The sequence below is a fragment of the Streptomyces sp. NPDC041191 genome, assembly GCF_055591945.1.
The window spans coordinates 127,482-149,731 of record NZ_JBVIZC010000004.1 but is presented as its reverse complement, the minus strand read 5'-3'; the positions used below and the strand labels follow the sequence as shown (position 1 = coordinate 149,731).

General features: G+C 76.9%; 2 protein-coding genes. Both read left to right on the top strand.

Going from position 1 to position 22,250, the window contains the following annotated elements:
• Positions 1–63 precede the first annotated feature (63 nt).
• Entirely contained in the window at positions 64–14,592 is a 14,529-nt protein-coding gene (locus ACZ6AQ_RS09430; RefSeq protein WP_468758724.1) for an amino acid adenylation domain-containing protein, read from the top strand.
• Positions 14,589–22,205, top strand: coding sequence for an amino acid adenylation domain-containing protein (locus tag ACZ6AQ_RS09425; RefSeq protein WP_468758723.1), 7,617 nt, complete (start codon positions 14,589–14,591; stop codon positions 22,203–22,205). The genes ACZ6AQ_RS09430 and ACZ6AQ_RS09425 overlap by 4 nt, the downstream gene beginning before the upstream one ends.
• The last annotated feature ends 45 nt before the right edge of the window (positions 22,206–22,250 follow it).

The following is a 22,250-nucleotide window of genomic DNA, read 5'->3' as shown; positions in this document are numbered from 1 at the left end:
CGGAATACCCGCCGCGGGTTCCGCCGTACCCCACTGAAAAACTCCTCGAAGGTGTCGATCGGCATGCCTGAAGACCGCTTCTCCCCGTCGGACGAGTCCACTCCCGAATTCCTCGAACTGACTATGGCGCAGCAGGGCGTGTGGTATGGCCAGCTGGTCGACCCGGACAGTCCCAAATACAACATCGGGGAATGCCTGGAGATCCGCGGGGAGCTCGACGAGGGGTTATTCGCCGCCGCCCTCAACCGAGCGGTCCACCTCTGCGACAGCCTGAACGTCGCGTTCGTCACCGAGGACGGCTCCGTCCGCCAGCGCGTCGTCCGCCCCGTGGCCGAAAACGACCGCCTGCGCCGTGTCGACCTCACCGGTGCCCAGGACCCCGTCGCGGCGGCGGAGCGGTACATGGCCGACGACATGGCCACCGTCGACCGGCTCGAAGCCCCGCACCACCACTTCGCCCTGCTGAGGCTCGGCCCGCGGCTCCACCACTGGTACGTCCGCTACCACCACATCGCCGTGGACGGCCTGGGCGGCGCCCTCTTCGCCCGGACCGTGGCCGACCTCTACACCCGCGCGGCGCGCGGCGAGGACCTCGCGACGGCGGAACCGCCCACCGGCCCCCTGCGCGCCCTCGTCGCCGACGAGGCCGACTACCGCGCCTCCGGCCGGTTCGAGGCGGACCGCGCCTACTGGACCGGCAGGTTCTCCGACCGGGCCGCGCACGGGACCGGACCGGCGGACGCGGACGGCCGCGGGGACGACGGCGCCGGCGGGGCGCCCCTGCTCAGAAGACGGACCGACCGGCCCGGCCGGGACGAGCCCGCGGACTCCGGCGGCGTCGCCCTCCACACCGGCGAGACCCTGCCCGTCCCCGTGTTCGACGGCCTGCGCCGGCTCGCCGCCGACAACCGCACCACGTGGAGCGCGGTCCTCGTCGCCGCGGTCGCCGCCTACGCGGGCCGGGTCACCGGGCGCCGGGAGATATGCGTGGGCCTGGCCTCCCACGGGCGCCACGGCGCGCTGCGGCACGTCGTCGGGATGACCTCCACCGTCCTGCCCCTGCGGCTGGCCCTCGCCCCCGGCACGACGGTCGGAGACCTCGTCCGGAGCGTCGCGGCCGAGATGCGCGGCGCCCTGCGGCACCGCCGCTTCTCGCGCGAGCAGCTGGCCCGCGAGCTGAACCTGGCCGGCGGGGCGTCCCGCCTGACCGACCTCGTCGTGAACGTCATGGGCTACGACTACGACCTGGACTTCGCCGGCAGCCCCGCCTCCTCCCGGCTGCTCTCCATAGGCCCCGTGGACGACGTGTCCCTGTTCGTCTCCGAACGGGCCGAGGGGACCGGTCCGTTGATCGGCTTCGACACCAACCCGGCCCTGTACCACCCCGACGACGTCCGGCTGCACCAGCAGGCCGTCGTCGGCTTCCTCACCGCGCTCGCCGGCGCGGAGTCCGGCACCCCGGTGCGCGACCTCCCGCTGCTCGACGAGGAGACCACCGGCGCGCTGCTCGACCGGGGACGGGGCGCCGCCCTGCCGGCCGGGACCACCGCCACGAGCCTCCCGGAGGCGTTCGCGGCGCGCGTGCGCAGCGCCCCCGACGCCCCCGCCGTGGTGGACGGCGCCGTCACGCTCTCGTACCGCGAACTGGCGCGGACCGCCACGGACCTGGCCCGCGCCCTGACCGGATGGGGGATCGGCGCCGAGGACGGCGTCGGCGTCCTCGTGAGCCGCTCGGCGGCCGTCGTGACCGCCACGCTCGGCGCGGTGGGCGCGGGGGCCGCGTACGTCCCGATGGACACCGCCTGGCCGGCCGAACGGCTGGACCGCGTCACCGGGACCGCCCGGGTGCGGGCCCTCGTCGTGGACGAACAGGCCGCGGGCCAGGACTGGGTGAAGGGGGCGGCCACGAGGCTCCCGGTGGTCGTGGTCGACGGACGGGGCGCCGTCCTCCGGGGCGGACCCGGACGGCCGGGCCCGCTGCCGCGCGCGACGCGCGGCGACCGGCTCGCGTACGTCATGTTCACCTCGGGCTCCACCGGGCTCCCCAAGGGCGTCGGCGTGAGCCACGCCGACGTCCTCGCCCTGGCCGCCGACTCCGCCTGGCACGGGGGCGCCTCCGACGCGGTCCTGATGCACTCGGCGTACGTCTTCGACGCGTCCACGTTCGAGATCTGGGCACCGCTGCTCAACGGCGGACGGGTCGTCGTCGCCCCTCCGGGCCTCCTGGACGCGCGGACGCTCAGGGAGGTGACGGCCCGGTCCGGCGTGACCTCGGCGTTCCTGACCACCGCGCTGTACAACGTCATCGCCGAGACGGACCCGGCCGCGTTCGCGGGGCTGCGCCTGGTCGCCGCCGGCGGCGAGGCCGCCGCCCCCGGCCTGATGCGGCGGACGGCCGCCGCCGCGCCCCGCACCAGGGTCCTGCACGTGTACGGCCCCACCGAGACCACCACGTTCGCCTCCCGCCACACCGTCCGCGCCGGCGTCCCCGGCGTCCCGCCCATCGGCCGGCCCCTCGACGGGACGCGCCTGTACGTGCTCGACGACTCCCTCCGCCCCGTGCCGCCCGGCGTCGTGGGCGAGCTGTACGTGGGCGGCGCCGGCGTCGCCCGCGGATACCTGGGCCGCCCCGGGCCGACCGCCGCCCGCTTCGTCGCCGACCCGTACGGCACCGGCGGCGCCCGGATGTACCGCACCGGCGACCTGGCCCGCTGGACGGCGCACGGGGACGTCGAGTACGTCGCGCGGGCCGACGGACAGATCAAGCTCCGCGGCTTCCGGATCGAGCCGGCCGAGATCGAGAACGCCCTGCTCGCCGACCCCGCCGTCCGGGACGCCCGCGTCCTGGTGCGCGAGGACGCGCCGGGCGACCGCCGGCTCGTCGCCTACGTCGTACCGGCCCCCGGGACGCGCCCGGACGGCCCCGCCCTCGCCCACGGCCTCGGCCGCGTCCTGCCGGGGTACATGGTGCCCTCCGCGTTCGTCCTCCTCGACGCCCTGCCGCTGAACGCCAACGGCAAGGTCGACCGGCGCGCCCTGCCCGCGCCCCAGGCACCCGCCGCCGGGGCGACCGCCCCGCGCACCCCGCACGAGGAAGTGCTGGCGGGTCTGTTCGCCGACGTCCTCGGGGTGCCGTCCGTGGGCGTGGACGACGACTTCTTCTCCCTGGGCGGCCATTCGCTGCTCGCCACCCGGCTCGTCGCACGGGTGCGGGCCGCGACGGGCGCGGAGATCGAGCTGCGGGAACTCTTCGAGCACCCCACGGTCGCCTCCCTCGCCACCGCCCTCGGCAGGGCCGGGACGGCCCGTCCCGCCCTCGCCCCCCGCCACCGGCCCGACCCGCTCCCGCTGTCCTTCGCGCAGCGGCGGCTGTGGTTCCTCAACCGCGCCGAGGGCTCCGGGGACACCTACAACGTGCCGCTCGTCCTCGACCTCGAAGGACCGCTGGACACGGAGGCGCTGAGCGGCGCCCTGGGCGACGTGGTCGCCCGGCACGAGAGCCTGCGGACCGTGCTCGCCACGCACGACGGCACGGCCCGCCAGGTCGTGTCCGACGCGCGCGCCGCCGCGTCCCTGGTCCCCCTCGCCGTCGAGACGCCCCCCGGGGACGCGCGGGCGGAGGACTGGGCCGACCGCGCGGTACGGCGGCTGGCCTCGGCGCCCTTCGACCTCTCCACCGACCTCCCCGTCCGCGCCGGGCTGTTCGCCACCGGACCGGACCGGCACGTCCTGGCGGTCGTGCTCCACCACGTCGGCGCGGACGGCTGGTCACTGGCCCCGTTCTGCCGGGACCTCGGCGCCGCCTACCGCGCCCGGACCACGGGCGGCACGCCCGACTGGCCCGCACTGCGCGTCCAGTACGCCGACTACACCCTGTGGCAGCGGGAACTGCTCGGTGACGACGACGACCCGGAGAGCCTGGCGGCGCGGCAGCTCGCCTTCTGGCGCGACGCCCTGCGCGGCGCCCCCGACCTGCTGCGACTGCCCCTGGACCGGACCCGCCCGGCGGTGCCCGGACACCGGGGCGACGCGGTGCCGTTCGAACTGCCCGCCGCCGTGTACGCGCGGCTCGGCCGGCTCGCCCGCGAGACCGGCTGCACGCCCTTCATGGTCCTCCAGGCGGCACTCGCGGTGACCCTCCACGCCCACGGCGCGGGCACCGACATCCCGCTGGGCACCGCGGTGGCCGGCCGGACCGACGAGGCCCTGGACGACCTGGTGGGCTTCTTCGTCAACACCGTCGTCCTGCGCACGGACCTGACGGGCGACCCGACCTTCCGGGACCTGCTGCGCCGGGTCGCGGAGTTCGACCTCGCGGCCTTCGACCACGCCGACCTGCCGTTCGAGCGGCTGGTCGAGGAGCTCAACCCGGACCGGTCCGGCGGCCACCACCCGCTCTTCCAGACCATGCTGGTCCTCCAGAACCAGGGGCGGGCGGAGCTCGACCTGCCCGGCGTCACCGTGCGGGACCGGTCCCGGCACACCGGGATCAGCAAGTTCGACCTGACGTTCTCCCTGATCGAGACCCCGGAGGACCCGGACCTCCCGGAGGGCGGCGCCGGCGCCGTCCGGCTCGGCGGCCACCTCGAGTACGCCACGGACCTCTTCGACCGCGACACGGCCCGCGCGCTCGCCGACCGCTTCGCCCGCGTCCTCACCCACGCCGTGACCGACCCCGGGCGGACCGTGGCGGACCTCGACCCGCTCGCGCCCGGCGAGCGCGCGGAGATCCTGGAGCGGGGGCGCGGCGAGCGCTCCCCGCTGCCGGCCCGCACCGCGCCCGAGGCGGTGGGGGAGTGGGCCGCCCGCACCCCGGACGCCCCCGCCGTGCGCGACGCCCGCACCCGCCTCACGTACGCCGAACTCCACGCCCGCGCCGACTCCCTCGCCCGCGTGCTGCGCGAACACGGCGCCGGCCGCGACACCCTGGTGGCGCTCGCGGTCCCGGCGTCCGTGGACACCGTGGTGGCCATGCTGGCCGTCCTGCGGGCCGGAGCCGCCTACGTGCCCGTCGATCCCGGCTACCCCCCCGCCCGCATCCGGCAGACGCTGGACGACGCGCGGCCCGTCCTGCTGCTCACCGGCGCGGACGCCCCGGACGTCACGGCGGCGGACGGCGTCCCCCGCCTCTCCCTCGGCTCCCCCGGTGGTTCGGCCCCGCGTCCCGCCGACCCGGCCGCGCCCCTCCCGGCCCCGCCCCTCCCGGGGGACGCCGCCTACGTCATCTACACCTCCGGATCGACCGGCCGCCCCAAGGGCGTGGTCGTCCCCCACGGGGCCCTCGCCAACCACATGGACTGGATGGCGCGCCACCTGGACCTGACCCGCGACGACCGGGTCCTCGCCCGCACCTCCACCAGCTTCGACGCCTCCGTGTGGGAGCTGTGGCTGCCGCTCACCCACGGCGCGGAGGTCTGCGTGGCACCCGCCGAGGCCAACCGGGACCCGCGCGAACTCGTCTCCTGGATGCGGCGGTTCGACGTCACCGTGGCCCAGTTCGTCCCCTCGCACCTCGCGCGCGTCCTCGCCGACGCCCCGGACGACGAGCCGCCGCCCCGCCCGCGGGCCGTCCTCTGCGGCGGCGAACCCCTCCCGCGCGCCCTCGCCGACGCCGTCGCCGCCCGGTGGCACGCCGAGCCGCACAACCTGTACGGACCGACCGAGACGACCATCGACGCCACCGCCCACCGGGTGACCGCACCGGAGTCCGCCCCGGCCGGGCCCGGCGGGACCGTGCCCATCGGGCGGCCCGTCGACACGATGCGCGCCTACGTCCTCGACGACCGGCTCCGCCCCGTACCGCCGGGCGTCACCGGAGAGCTGTACCTGTCGGGCCCCAACCTCGCCCGCGGCTACCTGGACCGCCCGGGGCTCACCGCCGCCCGGTTCGTGGCCGACCCGTTCGACGCCCCCGGGACGCGCATGTACCGGACCGGCGACCTGGTGCGGTGGAACCGCGACGGGCTGCTCGACTTCGTGGCCCGCGCCGACGACCAGGTCAAACTGCGCGGCTTCCGCATCGAACCCGGCGAGGTGGCCGCCGCGCTGCGGGCCCTGCCCGGCGTCACGTCCTCCTGCGCCGTGGTCCGCGAGGACGTCCCCGGACACCCCCGGCTCGTCGCGTACGCCGTCACCGCCGCCCCGGCGCCGGGCCCCACCGCCCTGCGGGACGCGCTCGCCGGGACGCTGCCGCACCACATGGTGCCCGAGGCGGTCGTCGTCCTCGACGCGCTGCCGCTGCTGCCCAACGGCAAGATCGACCGGGCCGCCCTGCCCGTTCCCGACGGGGCCGCCGCGCGGACCGGCACCGACGAGGGACCGCGCACCCCCCGGGAGGAACTGGTCGCGGGCATCCTCGCCGACGTCCTGGAACGCCCGGAGGTCGGGCCGCACGACAGCTTCTTCGACCTCGGCGGGCACTCGCTCCTCGCCATGCGCGTCGTCAGCCGCGTCCGTGCCGTGCTCGGCACCGACCTCGCCGTGCGCACCCTCTTCGAGCACCCGACGCCCGCCGCCCTCGCGCGCGTGCTGGACCCGGCGGGACCGCGGCGGCCCGCGGTGGTCCCCGCCCGGCGGCCCGACCCGCTGCCGCTGTCCTTCGCGCAGAGCCGGCTCTGGTTCCTCAACCGGATGGAGGGCCCCAGCTCCACCTACAACGTCCCCCTCGTCCTGGAGCTGCGCGGCGAACTGGACGCGGACGCCCTGCGCGACGCCCTGCGCGACGTCGTGGAGCGGCACGAGTCGCTGCGCACCGTCTTCCCCGAACGGGACGGCGTGCCCCACCAGACCGTCCTCCCCGCCGACGCCGCCGCGCCCCGGCCGCCCGTCGAGAGCACGGCCCCGGCGGACCTGGAGGCGGCCGTCCTCGCCGCCGTGCGCGAACCGTTCGACGTGCTCACCGACCCGCCGCTGCGGGCCCGGCTGCTGCGCGCCGCCCCCGGACACCACGTCCTGGTCCTGGTCCTCCACCACATCGCCGGCGACGGCTGGTCCCTGGGCCCGCTGACCCGGGACCTGGGCGACGCCTACCGGGCCCGGCTGGCCGGCGAGGCCCCCGCGCCCGCGGCGGGCGGCACCCCGCTCCAGTACGCCGACTACACCCTCTGGCAGCACGACCTCCTCCGCGAGGACGGCGACGTGCTGCGGCGGCAGCTCGACCACTGGCACGGCGCGCTCGCGGGCCTGCCCGGACTGGTCGAACTGCCCCTCGACCGTCCCCGCCCCGCCACCGCGGACCCCCGCGGCGCCGTGGTGCCCTTCGACGTGCCGCCCGGCCTGCACGCCGCGCTCCTCGGCCTGGCCCGCGCCTCGGGCAGCACCCTGTTCATGGTGCTCCAGGCCGCCGTGGCCACCCTGCTGCGGCAGCACGGCGCGGGTGACGACATCCCCCTCGGCTCGCCGGTCGCCGGCCGCACGGACGAGGCCCTGGAGGACCTGGTCGGCTTCTTCGTCAACACGCTGGTGCTGCGCACCGATCTGTCCGGCGACCCGACCTTCCGCGAACTCCTGGAGCGCGTCAGGGAGTTCGACCTCGCGGCCTACGCCCACCAGGACGTGCCGTTCGAACGGCTCGTGGAGAGCGTCAACCCCGTCCGGGCGCGCGACCACCACCCGCTCTTCCAGACCATGCTGGTCCTGCAGAACCAGCGGGCCGTCCGCCCCGACCTGCCCGGCCTCACCGTCGAACACCGCCTCGTCCACAACGGACTGAGCAAGTTCGACCTCACCTTCGCGTTCGGCGAGGACGAGGAGGGCGGCCTGGCGGCGGGCATCGAGTACGCCACCGCCCTGTTCGACCGCGCCACCGTCGAAGCGTTCGCGGCCCGGCTCGTCCGGCTGCTCGGACAGGTGGCCGCCGCACCGGACCTGCGCCTGTCCGGGCACGATCCCCTCACCCCGGACGAGCACGTCCGCCTCGCCCGCTGGGGCACCGGCCGGGACCTCCCCGCCGGCGCGGCGGACGGCACCCTGCCCGCGCTGTTCGCCCGTCAGGCACGCCGCACCCCCGGCGCGGTGGCCGTCACCGACGGCGCGAACACCCTCTCCTACGCGGAACTCGACCGGATCTCCGCCGAACTCGCCGGCGTCCTCGCCGGCCTCGGCACCGGCCCCGAGGACTCCGTCGGCGTGTTCCTGGGCCGCTCGCCCGCCGTGGTCGCGGTCTCCCTCGGCACGGTCCGCGCGGCCGCCGCCTACGTACCGCTGGACGCGCGCTGGCCCGCCGAACGGCTCGACCAGGTCGCCTCCGTCGCACGGCCGCGCGTCCTGGTCGTGGACGAGGACACCGCCGCCTCCCCCTGGGTGACCGCGCGCGCGGGCCGCCTGCCGGTCGTCGTCGTGGACCGGACCGGCCGGGTCCTGCGGGGCGCGCCGGACCGGCCGGGCACCCCGGCGGTCGTGCCCGGTCCCGACGCCCTCGCCTACACCATGTTCACCTCCGGCTCCACCGGACTGCCCAAGGGCGTCGCCGTCGCCCACGCGGACGTCGCCGGGCTCGCGCGGGACTCGGCGTGGGCGGACGGCGCCGCCGACGCCGTCCTGATGCACTCCGCGTACGTCTTCGACGCGTCCACGTTCGAGATCTGGGTCCCCCTCCTGAACGGCGGCCGGGTCGTCGTGGCGCCGGAGGGCCTCCTGGAGGCCCGCACCCTCGACCACGCCGTCCACGAGCACGGGGTGACGGCCGTGTTCCTGACGACCGCCCTGTTCAACGTCGTCGCCGAGACCGACCCGGGAGCCTTCGCGGGCCTGCGGGTGGTGTGCGCGGGCGGCGAACTCGCCTCCCCCGACGCGATGCAGCGGGTCGCCGCCACCGCGCCGGACACCCGGGTCCTGCACGTCTACGGCCCCACCGAGACCACCACCTTCGCCACCCGGTACGACGTCACGGCCGACCTCCCGTCCGGGCCGCCGCCCATCGGCCGCCCCCTGGACGGCATGCGGCTCCACGTCCTGGACGACGCGCTCCGCCCGGTCCCGCCGGGGGTCGTGGGCGAGCTGTACCTCGCGGGACGCGGAGTGGCGCGCGGCTACACCGGACGCCCCGGCCCGACCGCCACGCGGTTCGTCGCCGACCCCTTCGCGGCCGACGGCGGCCGCATGTACCGCACCGGCGACCTCGTGCGCTGGACCCCGGACGGGCACATCGCCTACGTCACCCGCGCCGACGGCCAGGTCAAACTGCGCGGCCACCGCGTCGAACTCGGCGAGGTCGAGGCCGTCCTCGCCGGCCTCCCCGGGGTGGCCGACGCGTTCGCGCTGGTCCGCGAGGACGCGCCGGGCGACCGCAGGCTCGTCGCCTACGTCGTGCCGGCGGCCGGCGCGGACCCCGACCCCGCCGGACTCGCCCGCGAGGTCGGCCGCGTCCTGCCCGGCTACATGGTGCCCGCCGCGATCGTCCCCCTCGACGCGCTCCCGCTGAACCCCAACGGGAAGGTGGACCGCGCCGCCCTGCCGGCCCCCGTCCACGGGGCGCCCGTCCGGGGCCGGGCCCCGCGCACCGTCCGCGAGGAGGTCGTCTGCGGGCTCTTCGCCGACCTCCTCGGCCTGCGGACCGTGGGCGCCGACGACGACTTCTTCGCCCTGGGCGGCCACTCCCTGCTCGCCACCCGCCTCGCCGCCCGGCTGCGCACCGTGCTCGACGTGGAGGTCGAGGTCAGGACCGTCTTCGACCACCCGACGCCCGCCGCGCTCGCGGCCGTCCTGCCCGGCGCGGGGACGGCCCGGACCCGCCTGGAACGGGCCGCGCGCCGCCCCGACCCCATGCCGCTGTCGTACGCGCAACAGCGCCTGTGGTTCCTCCACCGGTTCGAGGGCCCCGGCGCCACGTACAACGTGCCCCTGGTGCTGCGCCTGGACGGCCCGCTGGACGCGGACGCCCTCACCGGCGCCCTCACGGACGTGGTCGAGCGCCACGAGACCCTGCGCACCGTCTTCCCCGACACCGGGGGCGTGCCGGGCCAGCTGGTGCTCGACGCGGCGGGCGCCGACATCGACCTCACCCCCCGCGACGTCGCGCCGGAGCTGCTGGACGCGGTGCTGAGCGCCGAGACCGCCCACGCCTTCGACGTGAGCGCCGAACGGCCGGTACGGGCCCGGATGCTCCGCCTCGGAGCCGAGTCCCACGTCCTGGTGCTCCTCGTCCACCACATCGCCGGGGACGGCTGGTCCCTCGCACCGCTCGCCCGCGACCTCGGCACGGCCTACCGCGCCCGTACGGCGGGCGGGGAACCCTCCTGGGCCGAACTGCCCGTCCAGTACGCCGACTACACCCTCTGGCAGCGGGAACTCCTCGGCGACGAGGAGGACCCCTCCGGCACGGCCGCCCGGCAGCTCGCGTTCTGGCGCACCGCGCTCGCCGGCCTGCCCGACCTCCTCGACCTGCCGCTCGACCGGCCGCGTCCGGCCGTCGCCACCCACCGCGGCGACGCGTTCGCCTTCCCGGTGGACGCCGCGACGCACCGGGCCCTCACCGACCTCGCCCGGTCCCGGGGGTGCAGCCTCTTCATGGTGCTCCAGGCCGCCCTCTCCGTCCTGCTCCACGCGCACGGCGCCGGGGAGGACATCCCGCTGGGCACCCCCGTCGCGGGCCGCACCGACGAAGCCCTCGACGACCTCGTCGGCTTCTTCGTCAACACGCTGGTCCTGCGCACCGACCTGACCGGGAACCCCACGTTCGAACAGGTCCTCGACCGGGTGCGGGAGTTCGACCTCGCGGCCTACGCCCACCAGGACGTGCCGTTCGAACGGCTCGTGGACGCGCTGGACCCGGAACGGGCCCAGAACCGCCACCCGCTGTTCCAGACCATGCTCGTCCTCCAGAACCACGCCGCGGCGGACATGGAACTGCCGGGCCTGACGGTGACGGAGCAGCCGGTGCGCACCGGCATCAGCAAGTTCGACCTGACGTTCACCTTCACCGAGCGCCACGACGGGGACGGCGGGCCGGCGGGGCTCGACGGCACCCTCGAATTCGCCACCGACCTCTTCGCGCACCCCACCGCGCACGCCCTGGCCGACCGGCTGACCCTGCTCCTCGGCACGCTCGCCGCCGACCCCCGCCGGCGCGTCCGGGCGGTGGACGTCCTGACGCCGGAGGAGCGGACCGCGCTGGTGCGGACCGGCCACGGCCCGGCCCGGGAGGTGCGGGAGCGGACCGTGCCCGCGGCGTTCCGCGCCCAGCGCGACCGCACCCCGGAGGCGGTCGCCGTACGGGGCGCCGGCCGGGACCTGACGTTCGCCGAACTCGACGCCCTCTCCGACGACACGGCACGGCTCCTGCGGGGACGCGGGGTCGGACGCGGCGACCTGGTGGCGCTGGCGCTGCCCGGCACCGCGCACCAGGTGGTGGCGATGCTGGCCGTCGCCAAGGCGGGCGCCGCGTGGCTGCCGGTCGACCCGGAGTACCCCGCCGCGCGGATCGGCCACATGGTCGACGACGCCCGGCCCGTCCTCCTGGTGACCTCGGCGGCGAACCGGACGGCGCTGCCGGAACTGCCGGTGCCGGTCCTCGTGCTCGACGGACCGGAGGACGCGCCGGGGACCGCCCGCGCCGACGGCCCGGCGGCCGTACCGGAAGCGGGTCCGGCGACCGGTCCGGACCCGCTGGACGCCGCCTACGTCATCCACACCTCCGGATCGACCGGCCGCCCCAAGGGCGTCGTCGTCACCCACGCCGCGCTCACCAACCACATGGCCTGGATGGCGGACCACCTGTCCCTCACCGGCGACGACCGGATCCTCGCCCGCACCTCGCCGAGCTTCGACGCCTCGGTGTGGGAGACCTGGCTCCCCCTGCTGCACGGCGGCTCCACCTGCCCGGTGCCGCCGGCGCTCAACCACGATCCGGCCGGACTGCTGGCCCGGATGCGCGGGACGGGGGTGACCGTCGCGCAGTTCGTGCCCTCGCTCCTGGCCCTCGTCCTCGACGAGACCGGACGCGAGGAACCGCCCGCCACCCTGCGGGCCGTCCTGTGCGGCGGCGAGCCGCTGACCGCGTCCCTGGCCCGGCGCGCCGCACGGGCCTGGTCCGCCGGGGTCCACAACCTGTACGGCCCCACCGAGGCGACCATCGACGCCACCGCCCACCACCACCGCCCCGCCGACGGGACCGCGTCCCGCACGGAGGGCACGGTGCCCCTGGGCCGGCCCGTCGACAACACCCGCGCGTACGTCCTCGACGCGGGCCTGCGCCCGGTCCCCCCGGGCGTCACGGGCGAGCTGTACCTCGCGGGCGAGGGCCTGGCCCGCGGCTACCTGGGGCGCCCCGGCCTGACCGCCGCCCGGTTCGTCGCCGACCCGTTCGGCCCCGGCGGGGCGCGGATGTACCGCACGGGCGACTTCGTCCGCCGCGACGCGGACGGCACCCTCACCCACGTGGGCCGCGCCGACGACCAGGTCAAGCTGCACGGCCTGCGCATCGAGCCCGGCGAGATCGAGGCCGCCCTCACCGCGCTCGACGGTGTCGGCACCGCCCTCGTCCTCGTCCGCGAGGACCGGCCCGGCGAGCAGCGCCTCGTCGCCTACGCCGTCCCCGAACCCGGCGGCGCCCTCCCGGACGCCCGCGCCCTGCGGGAACGGCTGGCCCCCCTCCTCCCGCCGTACATGATCCCCGCCGACTTCGTCCCCCTGGACGCGCTGCCGCTGCTGCCCAACGGCAAGACCGACCGGCGGGCGCTGCCCGCCCCCGAGCGCCCCGCCGCCGGGGCCGGACGGAAGGACGGGGGCGAGCCGCGCACCCCGCGCGAACGCGTCCTGTGCGACGTGTTCGCCTCCGTGCTCCGGGTGCCCGGGGTCCGCGCCGACGACGACTTCTTCGCCCTGGGCGGCGACAGCATCCTCTCCATCCAGCTGGTCAGCCGCGCCCGCGAGGCCCGGCTCTCCCTCACCCCCCGCGACGTCTTCCTGCACCGCACGCCCGCGGGCATCGCGGCGGTCGCCACCGAACAGGACGGGCGGACGGGCGCCCCGGCCGACGACGGCGTGGGCACGATGCCGCTCACGCCCATCGCGGCCTGGTTCCTCGACCGGCCCGGCCCCACGGACGGCTACAACCAGTCCGCGGTGGTACGGACCCCCGCCGGCGCCGACGGGGAACGCCTGACCGCCGCGCTCCAGCTCCTGGTCGACCACCACGACATGCTGCGGGTACGGGTCACCCGCACCGCCGGGGGCGAGGCGGCCCTGGAGACCCTGCCGCGGGGGACCGTGCCGGTCCGCCCCCGCCTCACCCGGATCGACGGCGGGGGGCTGAGCGAGGACGGAATGCGCGCCGCGCTCGCCGCGGCGGGGGAGGAGGCCAGGCGCCGGCTGCGGCCCGCGCACGGCGAGGTGTTCGAGGCGGTGTGGTGCGACGCCGGACCGCGGGCGCGCGGACGGCTGCTGCTCGTCGTGCACCACCTGGCGGTCGACGCGGTGTCCTGGCGCGTCCTCGCCGAGGACCTGGCCACCGCCTGGCACGCCGTGTCCGGCGACACCGGCCCGGCCGGCGGGAACCCCGCCCACGACGGCGCCGCGCCCGCCGCCGGGAACCCCGCCTCCGGCGCCCCCGCGCCCCGGACCCCGGTCCTGCCCCCCGTCACCACCTCCTACCGGGCCTGGGCGCGCCTCCTCGCCGCGCAGGCCCGGGAGGGCACGCGGACGGCGGAACTCCCGCTGTGGGAGCGGACGCTGCGGGCGGCCGGCCCGCCCCTGGGCCACCGGCCCCTCGACCCCGCCCGGGACACGGCGGGCCGGACCCGGACCCTGACCACCCGCCCGGCGGGCTCCCGCACGGAGGCCCTGCTCACCACCGCCCCCGCCGCCTTCCACGCGGGCGTGGACGACGTCCTCCTCGCGGCGCTCGCCCTCGCCGTCCGCTCCTGGTGGGCCGGGCGCGCCGGACGGGCCGGTGCCGCGCCGGACCCGGACGGCACCGGCGTACTGATCGACCTGGAGAGCCACGGCCGCGAGCAGATCACCGAGGACCTCGACCTGTCCCGCACGGTCGGCTGGTTCACCAGCCTCTACCCGGTCCTGCTCGACCCCGGCCCCCTCGACCCGCGCGACCCCGACCGCTTCGACGCGGGACTCGTGGACCGGGCCGTCAAGCGCGTCAAGGAACAACTGCGCGCCGTCCCCGACCACGGCATCGGCTACGGCGTGCTGCGCCGGCTCGCCTCCGACACGCGGGCCCGCCTGGAGGGCGCGGCCGAACCCCGGATCGGCTTCAACTACCTGGGCCGGTACGCGGTCGCGGACCCGGCGGACGGCCCGGACGGCGGGGGCGGCGACTGGGAGGTGCTGCTCGACGGCGGCGGCCCGGCCGCCCAGGACCCGGACATGCCGGTCCACCACGTCCTGGACATCAACGCCCACACCGAGGACGGGCCCGGAGGACCGCGCCTGGTGACGCGCTGGACCTGGCCCGCCGGCCTGCTCGCCGAGACGGACGTGACGGCGCTCGCCGACGCCTTCGACCGGGCCCTGCGGGCGATCGCCGAACACGCCGGACGGCCCGACACGGGCGGCTGGACGCCGTCCGACCTTCCCCTGGTCTCCCTCGACCAGTCCCAGCTCGACCGACTGCAGAACAAGTGGGGTGGACGCAAGTGACCGGTTTCCAGTTGGAAGACGTACTGCCGCTGACGCCGTTGCAGGCAGGCATGCTCTTCCACGCGCTGTACGACTCCGACGCCGTGGACGTCTACACCGCGCAGTTCGTCTTCGAACTGGAGGGGCACGTCGACGCGACCGCGCTGCGCGCCGCCGTCGGCACGCTGCTGAGGCGGCACGCCAACCTCCGCGTGGGCTTCCTCCACGAGGACCTGGACGAGCCGGTGCAGGCCGTGGCCGCCGACGTGCCGGTCCCCCTGGAGCAGCACGACCTCACGCGGGGGGACGGCACGACGGGGGAGCGCGTCCGGGCCTTCCTCGCCGCGGACCGCACCCGCCGCTTCGACCTCACCACCCCGCCGCTGATGCGGTTCGCCCTGCTGCGCACCGGCCCCTCCCACCACCGCCTGGTGATGACGAGCCACCACATCCTCCTCGACGGCTGGTCGATGCCGCTGCTCGTGCGCGAACTGTTCGAGCTGTACGCCCACCGGGGCGACGACGCCACCCTGCCGCGCGTCACCCCGTACCGCACCTACCTGGCCTGGCTGGCCGGACAGGACCGGCACGCCGCCCTCGACGCCTGGCGCGCCGCGCTGGCGGGCGTCGAGGCGCCGACGCTGCTCGCCGGACGCGGCGGGACGGAGGCGGCGGGCTCCGGCGACCTGCCCGAGACCCTGGTCCTCGAACTCGACACGGCGACCAGCGAGCGGCTGAGGGCGACCGCCCGCGCCCACCGGCTCACCCTCAACACCCTGGTCCAGGGCGCCTGGGGACTGCTGCTCTCCCGGCTCACCGGCCGTTCCGACGTCCTGTTCGGGACGACCGTGTCCGGCCGCCCGCCGGAACTGCCCGGCGTCGAGTCGATGATCGGCCTGTTCATCAACACCGTGCCGGTGCGGCTCGCCCCCCGTCCGGGCGAGACCCTCGCCGGCCTCCTGACCCGCCTCCAGGACGAGCAGGGCCGCCTCCTCGGCAGCCAGCACGTGGGACTGACCGAGATACGCGGGGTCACCGGCCTCGACACCCTCTTCGACACGCTGGCCGTGTTCGAGAACTACCCGCTGGACGAGGAGACCCTGCGCACCGCCCGGCAGGGCCTTCCCGGCCTGACCGTCACCGGGTTCTCGGGCACGGACGCCGCGCACTACCCGCTCACCCTCACCGTCGCCCCCGGCGACGCGCTGCGCGTCACCTTCGGCTTCCGTGCCGCCGTCCTGGACCGGGACGAGGTGGCCCGCACGGTCGCCCGGATGAGGAACCTCCTGACGATCCTCGCCGAGGGCCTCGACCGGCGGGTCGACGCCGTGTCCGTCCTCCTCGACGGAGAACGGGAGGAGCTGCTCGCCCGGGGGGCGGGCGCCGCGCTCCCGTCCGCCGCGTCCGCCACGAGCCTCCCGGACGCCGTCGCCCGGCACGCCGCCGCCCGCCCGGACGCGGTGGCGGTCACCGGAGCGGACGCGCGCCTGACGTACGGAGAGCTGTGCGCCCTCGCCGACGTCCTGGCGGGCGCCCTGACCGGGCTCGGCGCGGCCCCGGAGGAGGGCGTCGGCCTCCTCCTGGGCCGCTCGCCCGCCCAGGTCACCGCCGCCCTCGGGGTCCTGCGGGCCGGGGCCTCCTACGTGCCCCTGGACCCGCGCTGGCCCGGGGACCGGCTCTCCCGGGTCACCGGGGCCGCCGCCCCGCGCCTCCTGGTCGTCGACACCGGCACCCGGGAACACCCGTGGGTGCGCTCCCTCGGTCCCGGGACGCGGGTGGTGACCGTGGACGCCCTCGGCCGCGTACGGGACGGAGCCCCGGCCGCCCCCGGCCCGCTGCCCGCCGTCACCGGCGGCGCCCGCCTCGCGTACACCATGTTCACGTCGGGCTCCACCGGCCTGCCGAAGGCCGTCGGCGTCACCCACGCCGACGTCGCGGCGCTCGCGGCCGACCGGACCTGGGACGGCACGACCGACGTGGTCCTGATGCACTCGGCCTACGTCTTCGACGCGGCCACCTTCGAGATCTGGGTGCCCCTGCTGCGCGGCGGCCGGATCGTGACGGCGCCGGAGGGCGTCCTCCAGCCCGCCCGGCTGCGGGAGGCCGTCACCCGGGACGGGGTGACCGCCGCCTTCCTCACCACGGCCCTCTTCAACGTGTTCGCCGAGACCGACCCGGACGCCCTGGGCCTGCTCCGGCTGGCCGCCGCCGGAGGGGAGGCCGCCGCGCCCGGAGTGCTCCAGCGGCTCGCCGCCGCCCACCCCGGCACGGTGGTCCTCAACGCGTACGGACCCACCGAGGCGACCACCTTCGCCCTGCTGCACCGGGTCGGCGCCCACGACGCCCCGGGCGGCACGCCGCCCGTCGGCCGCCCGCTCGACGGGGTGCGCGCCCTCGTCCTGGACGCCTCGCTGCGTCCCGTGCCGGACGGCGCCGAGGGCGAGCTGTACCTGGCGGGTCCGGGCGTCGCGCGCGGCTACCTCGGACGTCCGGGCCTGACGGCCACCCGGTTCGTCGCCGACCCCTCGGACCCGGCGGGCGGCCGCATGTACCGCACCGGCGACCTCGTGCGCCGCACCCCGGACGGGGACGTCGTCTACACGGGCCGCGCCGACCAGCAGGTCAAACTGCGCGGCCACCGCATCGAGCCCGGCGAGATCGAGGCCGCGCTGCGCGCCCATCCCTCGGTGCGCGCCGCGTGCGTCGTCGTCCGCGAGGACCTGCCGGGCGACCGCGCCCTCACGGCCTACGTCGTCCCGGCCCCGGACCGCACGGCCGACCCGGCCGTCCTCACCGCCCACGTGGGCCGGTCCCTGCCCGCCTACATGGTGCCCTCGGCCGTGCTCCTCCTGGACGAACTGCCGATGACGCCCAACGGCAAGCTGGACCGGGCGGCGCTGCCGGTCCCGGCCCTCCCGGCGGGCCCGGCGGGCCGTGCGCCGCGCGGTGCGCGCGAGGAGATCCTCGCGGGGCTGTTCGCGGACGTGCTCGGCGTGCCGCGGGTCTCCGCCGACGACAACTTCTTCGCCCTGGGCGGCCATTCGCTCCTCGCCACCCTGCTCGTGGGCCGGATGCGCACGGCCCTGGACACCGAGACCGAGATCCGCACGCTCTTCGAGCACCCCACCGTCGCCTCGCTCGCCGCGGCCCTCGAGGACGCCGGACGCCCGCCCCGCCCCGCCCTGGTCCCGCGGCGGCGGCCCGCCGCCCTCCCCCTGTCGTACGCCCAGCGCCGGCTGTGGTTCCTCCACCGCCTCGAAGGCCCCTCGGCCACGTACAACGTCCCCTTCGTCGTGCGCCTGGACGGCGGGCTCGACGCGGACGCCCTGCGCCGGGCCCTCCACGACGTCGTCGCCCGGCACTCGTCCCTGCGCACGGTCTTCCCCGCGTACGGGGACGGTTCGGAGCACGGGGACGGCCCGGAGCACGGGGACGGCCCGGCGTCCGGACGCCCCCCGGTCCAGCACGTGGTCGCCCCGGAGGACGTACGGCTGCCGTTCGCCCACGAAGCCGTCGACGAGGGCAAGGCCGCGGACCGGATCGGCGCGGCCGTGGCCGAACCGATCGACATCGAACGCGAACTCCCCCTGCGCGCCACCCTGCTGCGCATCGCGGACGACTCCCACGTCCTGGTCCTCGTGATCCACCACATCGCCGCGGACGGCTCGTCCCTGGCCCCCCTCGTCCGCGACCTCGGCACCGCCTACCGCGCCCGCCTCGCGGGAGCGGCCCCGGCGTGGGCCCCGCCGCCCGTCGACTACGGCGACTACACGCTGTGGCAGCGGGAGATCCTCGGCGACGCGGAGGACCCCGACAGCCTGCTCTCGGGGCAACTCGCCTTCTGGCGGGAGGCCCTGGCCGGACTGCCCGAACGCGTCGACCTGCCCTGCGACCGCCCGCGTCCCCCCGTGCCCCGGCACGAGGGCGCCACCCACCACTTCACCGTCGATCCCGCCACGGCCCGCCGGATCGCCGAACTCGCCCGCGCGCACGGATGCAGCGCCTTCATGGTGCTCCAGGCCGCCCTGGCGCTCCTCCTCTCCCGGCACGGCGCCGGCGAGGACGTCCCGCTCGGCACGGCCGTCGCCGGCCGCACCGACGAGGCGACCGCCGACCTCATCGGCTTCTTCGTGAACACGCTGGTCCTGCGCACGGACCTGAGCGGCGACCCGACCTTCCGCGAACTCCTCGGACGCGTCAAGGAGTTCGACCTGGCCGCCTACGCGCACCAGGACGTCCCCTTCGAACGCCTCGTGGAACTGCTCAACCCGGCGCGCTCGCACCACCACCCGCTGTTCCAGACGATGCTGGTGCTCCAGAACCACGCCCCCGCCGCCCCCGCCGGCCTCCCCGGCCTCACCGCCCGCGCGGTCCCGGTGGACCTGGGGGCCAGCAAGTTCGACCTGGCGTTCACCTTCGTGGAGACGCCCGGCGACGACGACGCGCCCGGCGGCATGAGGGCCTCCGTCGACTACGCCACCGAACTCTTCGACGCGGACACGGTGCGCGGCCTCGCCGACCGGCTCGTCCGCCTCCTCACCGCCGTCACCGACGACCCGGAACTGCCTCTGCACGCCTACGACGTGCTCGGCGGCGCCGACCACGCGCGCCTCGCCCGGTGGGGGACCGGACCGGTCCGCGACCTGCCGGGGGCGACGGTCCCCGAACTCTTCGCCCCCTGGGTGCGCCGGGCCCCGGACGCCCCGGCGGTCCGCGACGCGCACACCACCCTGACCTACCGCGAACTCGACGCGCGCGCCGAAGCCCTCGCCCGGCGGCTCGCCGCACGGGGCGTCGGACCCGAGGACCGGGTGGCCGTGGCCCTGCCCCGGAGTGCCGACCTCGTCGTCGCGCTGCTCGGCGTGCTCAAGGCCGGCGCGGCCTACCTGCCCCTCGACACCGCCTACCCGGCCGCCCGGCTCGCGCACATGCTCGACGACGCGTCCCCCCGGCTGCTGCTCACCACCCCCGACCTGCACCGGGAACTCCCGCCGACGACGGTCCCGCACCTGTACGCGGAGGACGACACACCGCTCCCGGACCCGACCGCGCCCCTGCCGGTCCCGCTCCCCGCGCACCCGGCGTACGTCATCCACACCTCCGGGTCGACCGGCCGCCCCAAGGGCGTGGTCGTCACCCACCGGGGCGTCGGCGCGATGGCCGCGACCCAGCGGGAACGGCTGCGCCTCACCCCCGGCAGCCGCGTCCTGCACCTGGCGTCGGTGAGCTTCGACGCCGCCTTCTGGGAGCTGTGCATGGCCCTGCTCTCCGGGGCCTGCCTGGAGATCGACGCCCGTGAGGCCCTGCTCCCCGGCCCCGCCCTGGCCGCCCGGGTCCGCGAGCACGGCGTCACCCACCTCACCCTCCCGCCGGCCGCCCTCGCGGTGATGCCGCCGGACTCGCTCCCCGCCGGCACCACGATCGTCCTGGCCGGCGAGGCGTGCCCGCCCGCCCTCGTGCGCGCCTGGGCGCGGGGACGGCACCTCGTCAACGCCTACGGCCCCACGGAGACCACCGTCTGCGCCACCATGAGCGGCTTCCAGCACGCCGACGGGCCGCTCGCCCCGGACCGCACGGTCCCGATCGGCGTCCCCGTCGACGGCACCCGGGTACGGGTCCTGGACGACCGTCTGGCCCCCGTACCGCCCGGCGTGGTGGGGGAGTTGTACGTGTCCGGCGAGGGCCTGGCCCGCGGGTACCACGACCGTCCCGGGCTCACCGCGACCCGGTTCGTGGCCGACCCGTTCGACCGGGACGGGGGCCGCATGTACCGGACCGGCGACCTCGCGCGGTGGAACGCCCGGGGACAGCTCGAATACGCCGGGCGCGTGGACGACCAGGTCAAGCTGCGCGGCTTCCGGATCGAACTCGGCGAGGTCGAGGCGGCGCTCGCCGCGCTGCCCGGGGTCGCCGCCGCCTGCGCCGCCGTACGGGAGGACCGGCCGGGCGACCGCCGCCTCGTCGCCTACACCGTGCCCGCCGAGGGAGCGACGGGACCGGACGGGACGGAGGTGCGGGCCCGTCTCGCGGCCGTCCTGCCGGACCACATGGTGCCCTCCGCCCACGTACGGCTCGACGCCCTGCCGCTCACGCCCAACGGCAAGACCGACCGGCGCGCCCTCCCGGCGCCCGAAGGCCCGCGCGCCGGCGGGCGCGGGCCCCGGACGGACCGGGAACGCGCGCTGTGCGAGGTGTTCGCGGAGACGCTCGGGGTGCCGGAGATCGGCGTCACGGACGACTTCTTCGCCCACGGCGGGCACTCCCTGCTCGCCGTGGCGCTGGCCCGGCGGATCGAGGAGCGGTGCGGCCGGCGCCTGTCGCTGCGCGCCCTGTTCGCCGCCCCGACCGTCGAGGGCGTCGACCGCCTGCTGGGAGGGGCGGAGCCGGACGGCGGCGCGCCGGCCGGGGACGAGAAGGTGGACTGGGCCGCCGAGGTCCGGCTCGCGGACGACGTCACGGGCGCCGGACGGACCCCGGAGGCGCGTGCGGCGGCCCGGCCGGACGGAGGAGGACGGCGGGGCGGCGCCCGGCCTTCGCCCAGGCCGTTCCTGACGGGCGCCTCCGGCTTCCTCGGCGCGTTCCTGCTGCGCGACCTGATCGAGACGACCGGCGGACCGGTCGACTGCCTGGTGCGGGCCCGGGACGAGCGGGACGGGGCGGACCGGCTGCGGGAGAACCTGCGGCGGTACGGCCTGTGGCGCGACCGCTACCGGGACCTGATCCACCCCGTGCCCGGCGACCTCGCCGCTCCGGGCCTCGGCCTCGCGCCGGAGGTCCGGGCCGCGCTGGTGCGGCGGCTCGGACCGGTGTTCCACAACGGGGCGCGGGTCAACTTCGCGGCGGGCTACGGCGACCTGCGCGCCGCGAACGTCGCCGGGACCGGGGAACTGCTGCGCATGCTGGCCGAATCGGACTCGCCCGGCATGCACTACGTGTCCACGACCGGTGTCCACGCCCCGGCCCGGGGCCCGGTGACGGTCACGGAGTCCACGCCGACGGGTCCGGCCGGGGACCTGCCCGACGGCTACGCGCGGAGCAAGTGGGTGGCCGAGGGCCTGATCGGCCTGGCGCGCGAGCGCGGCCTCCCGGTCACCGTCTACCGGCCGGGCCGCATCAGCGGCGACACCGCCACCGGCGCCTGCCAGGACCGCGACCTCCTGTGGCAGCTCATCAAGGGATGCCTCCAGGCGGGGGCGGTGCCCGACCTGCCGCACGGAACGACCGGCTGGGTCCCCGTGGACTACGTCGGCGCGGCGGTCGTGGCGCTCGCGTCGGCCGGACGCACCGGCACGGAGACCTTCCACCTCACCCACCCCTACCCGCCGGACCTGGAGCGGGTGTTCGCCGTCGCCGAGTCGGTCGGTTACGAACTCCGCAAGGTGCCCGCCGAGGAGTGGAGGTCCCTCGTCGCGGCGTGCCCCGACAACGCCGCCCAGCTCTTCCTCGGCGAAGGACAGGACGCCGGGGAGGTGGTGGACGGGCGCCGCTTCGACTCCCGCCGCACCGCGGGGGCGGCGGCGGAGCTCGGCGTACGGCTCCCGGCCCTGACCGAGGAGGTCCTCGTGCGCTACCTGGCGTACTTCCGGGAGACGGGCTTCCTCCCGGCCCCGGGCGGGGTGCGGGCCGGGGCGTGACCGGACCCGCCGGGCGCCCGCGACGCGGTCGCGGGCGCCCGGCGG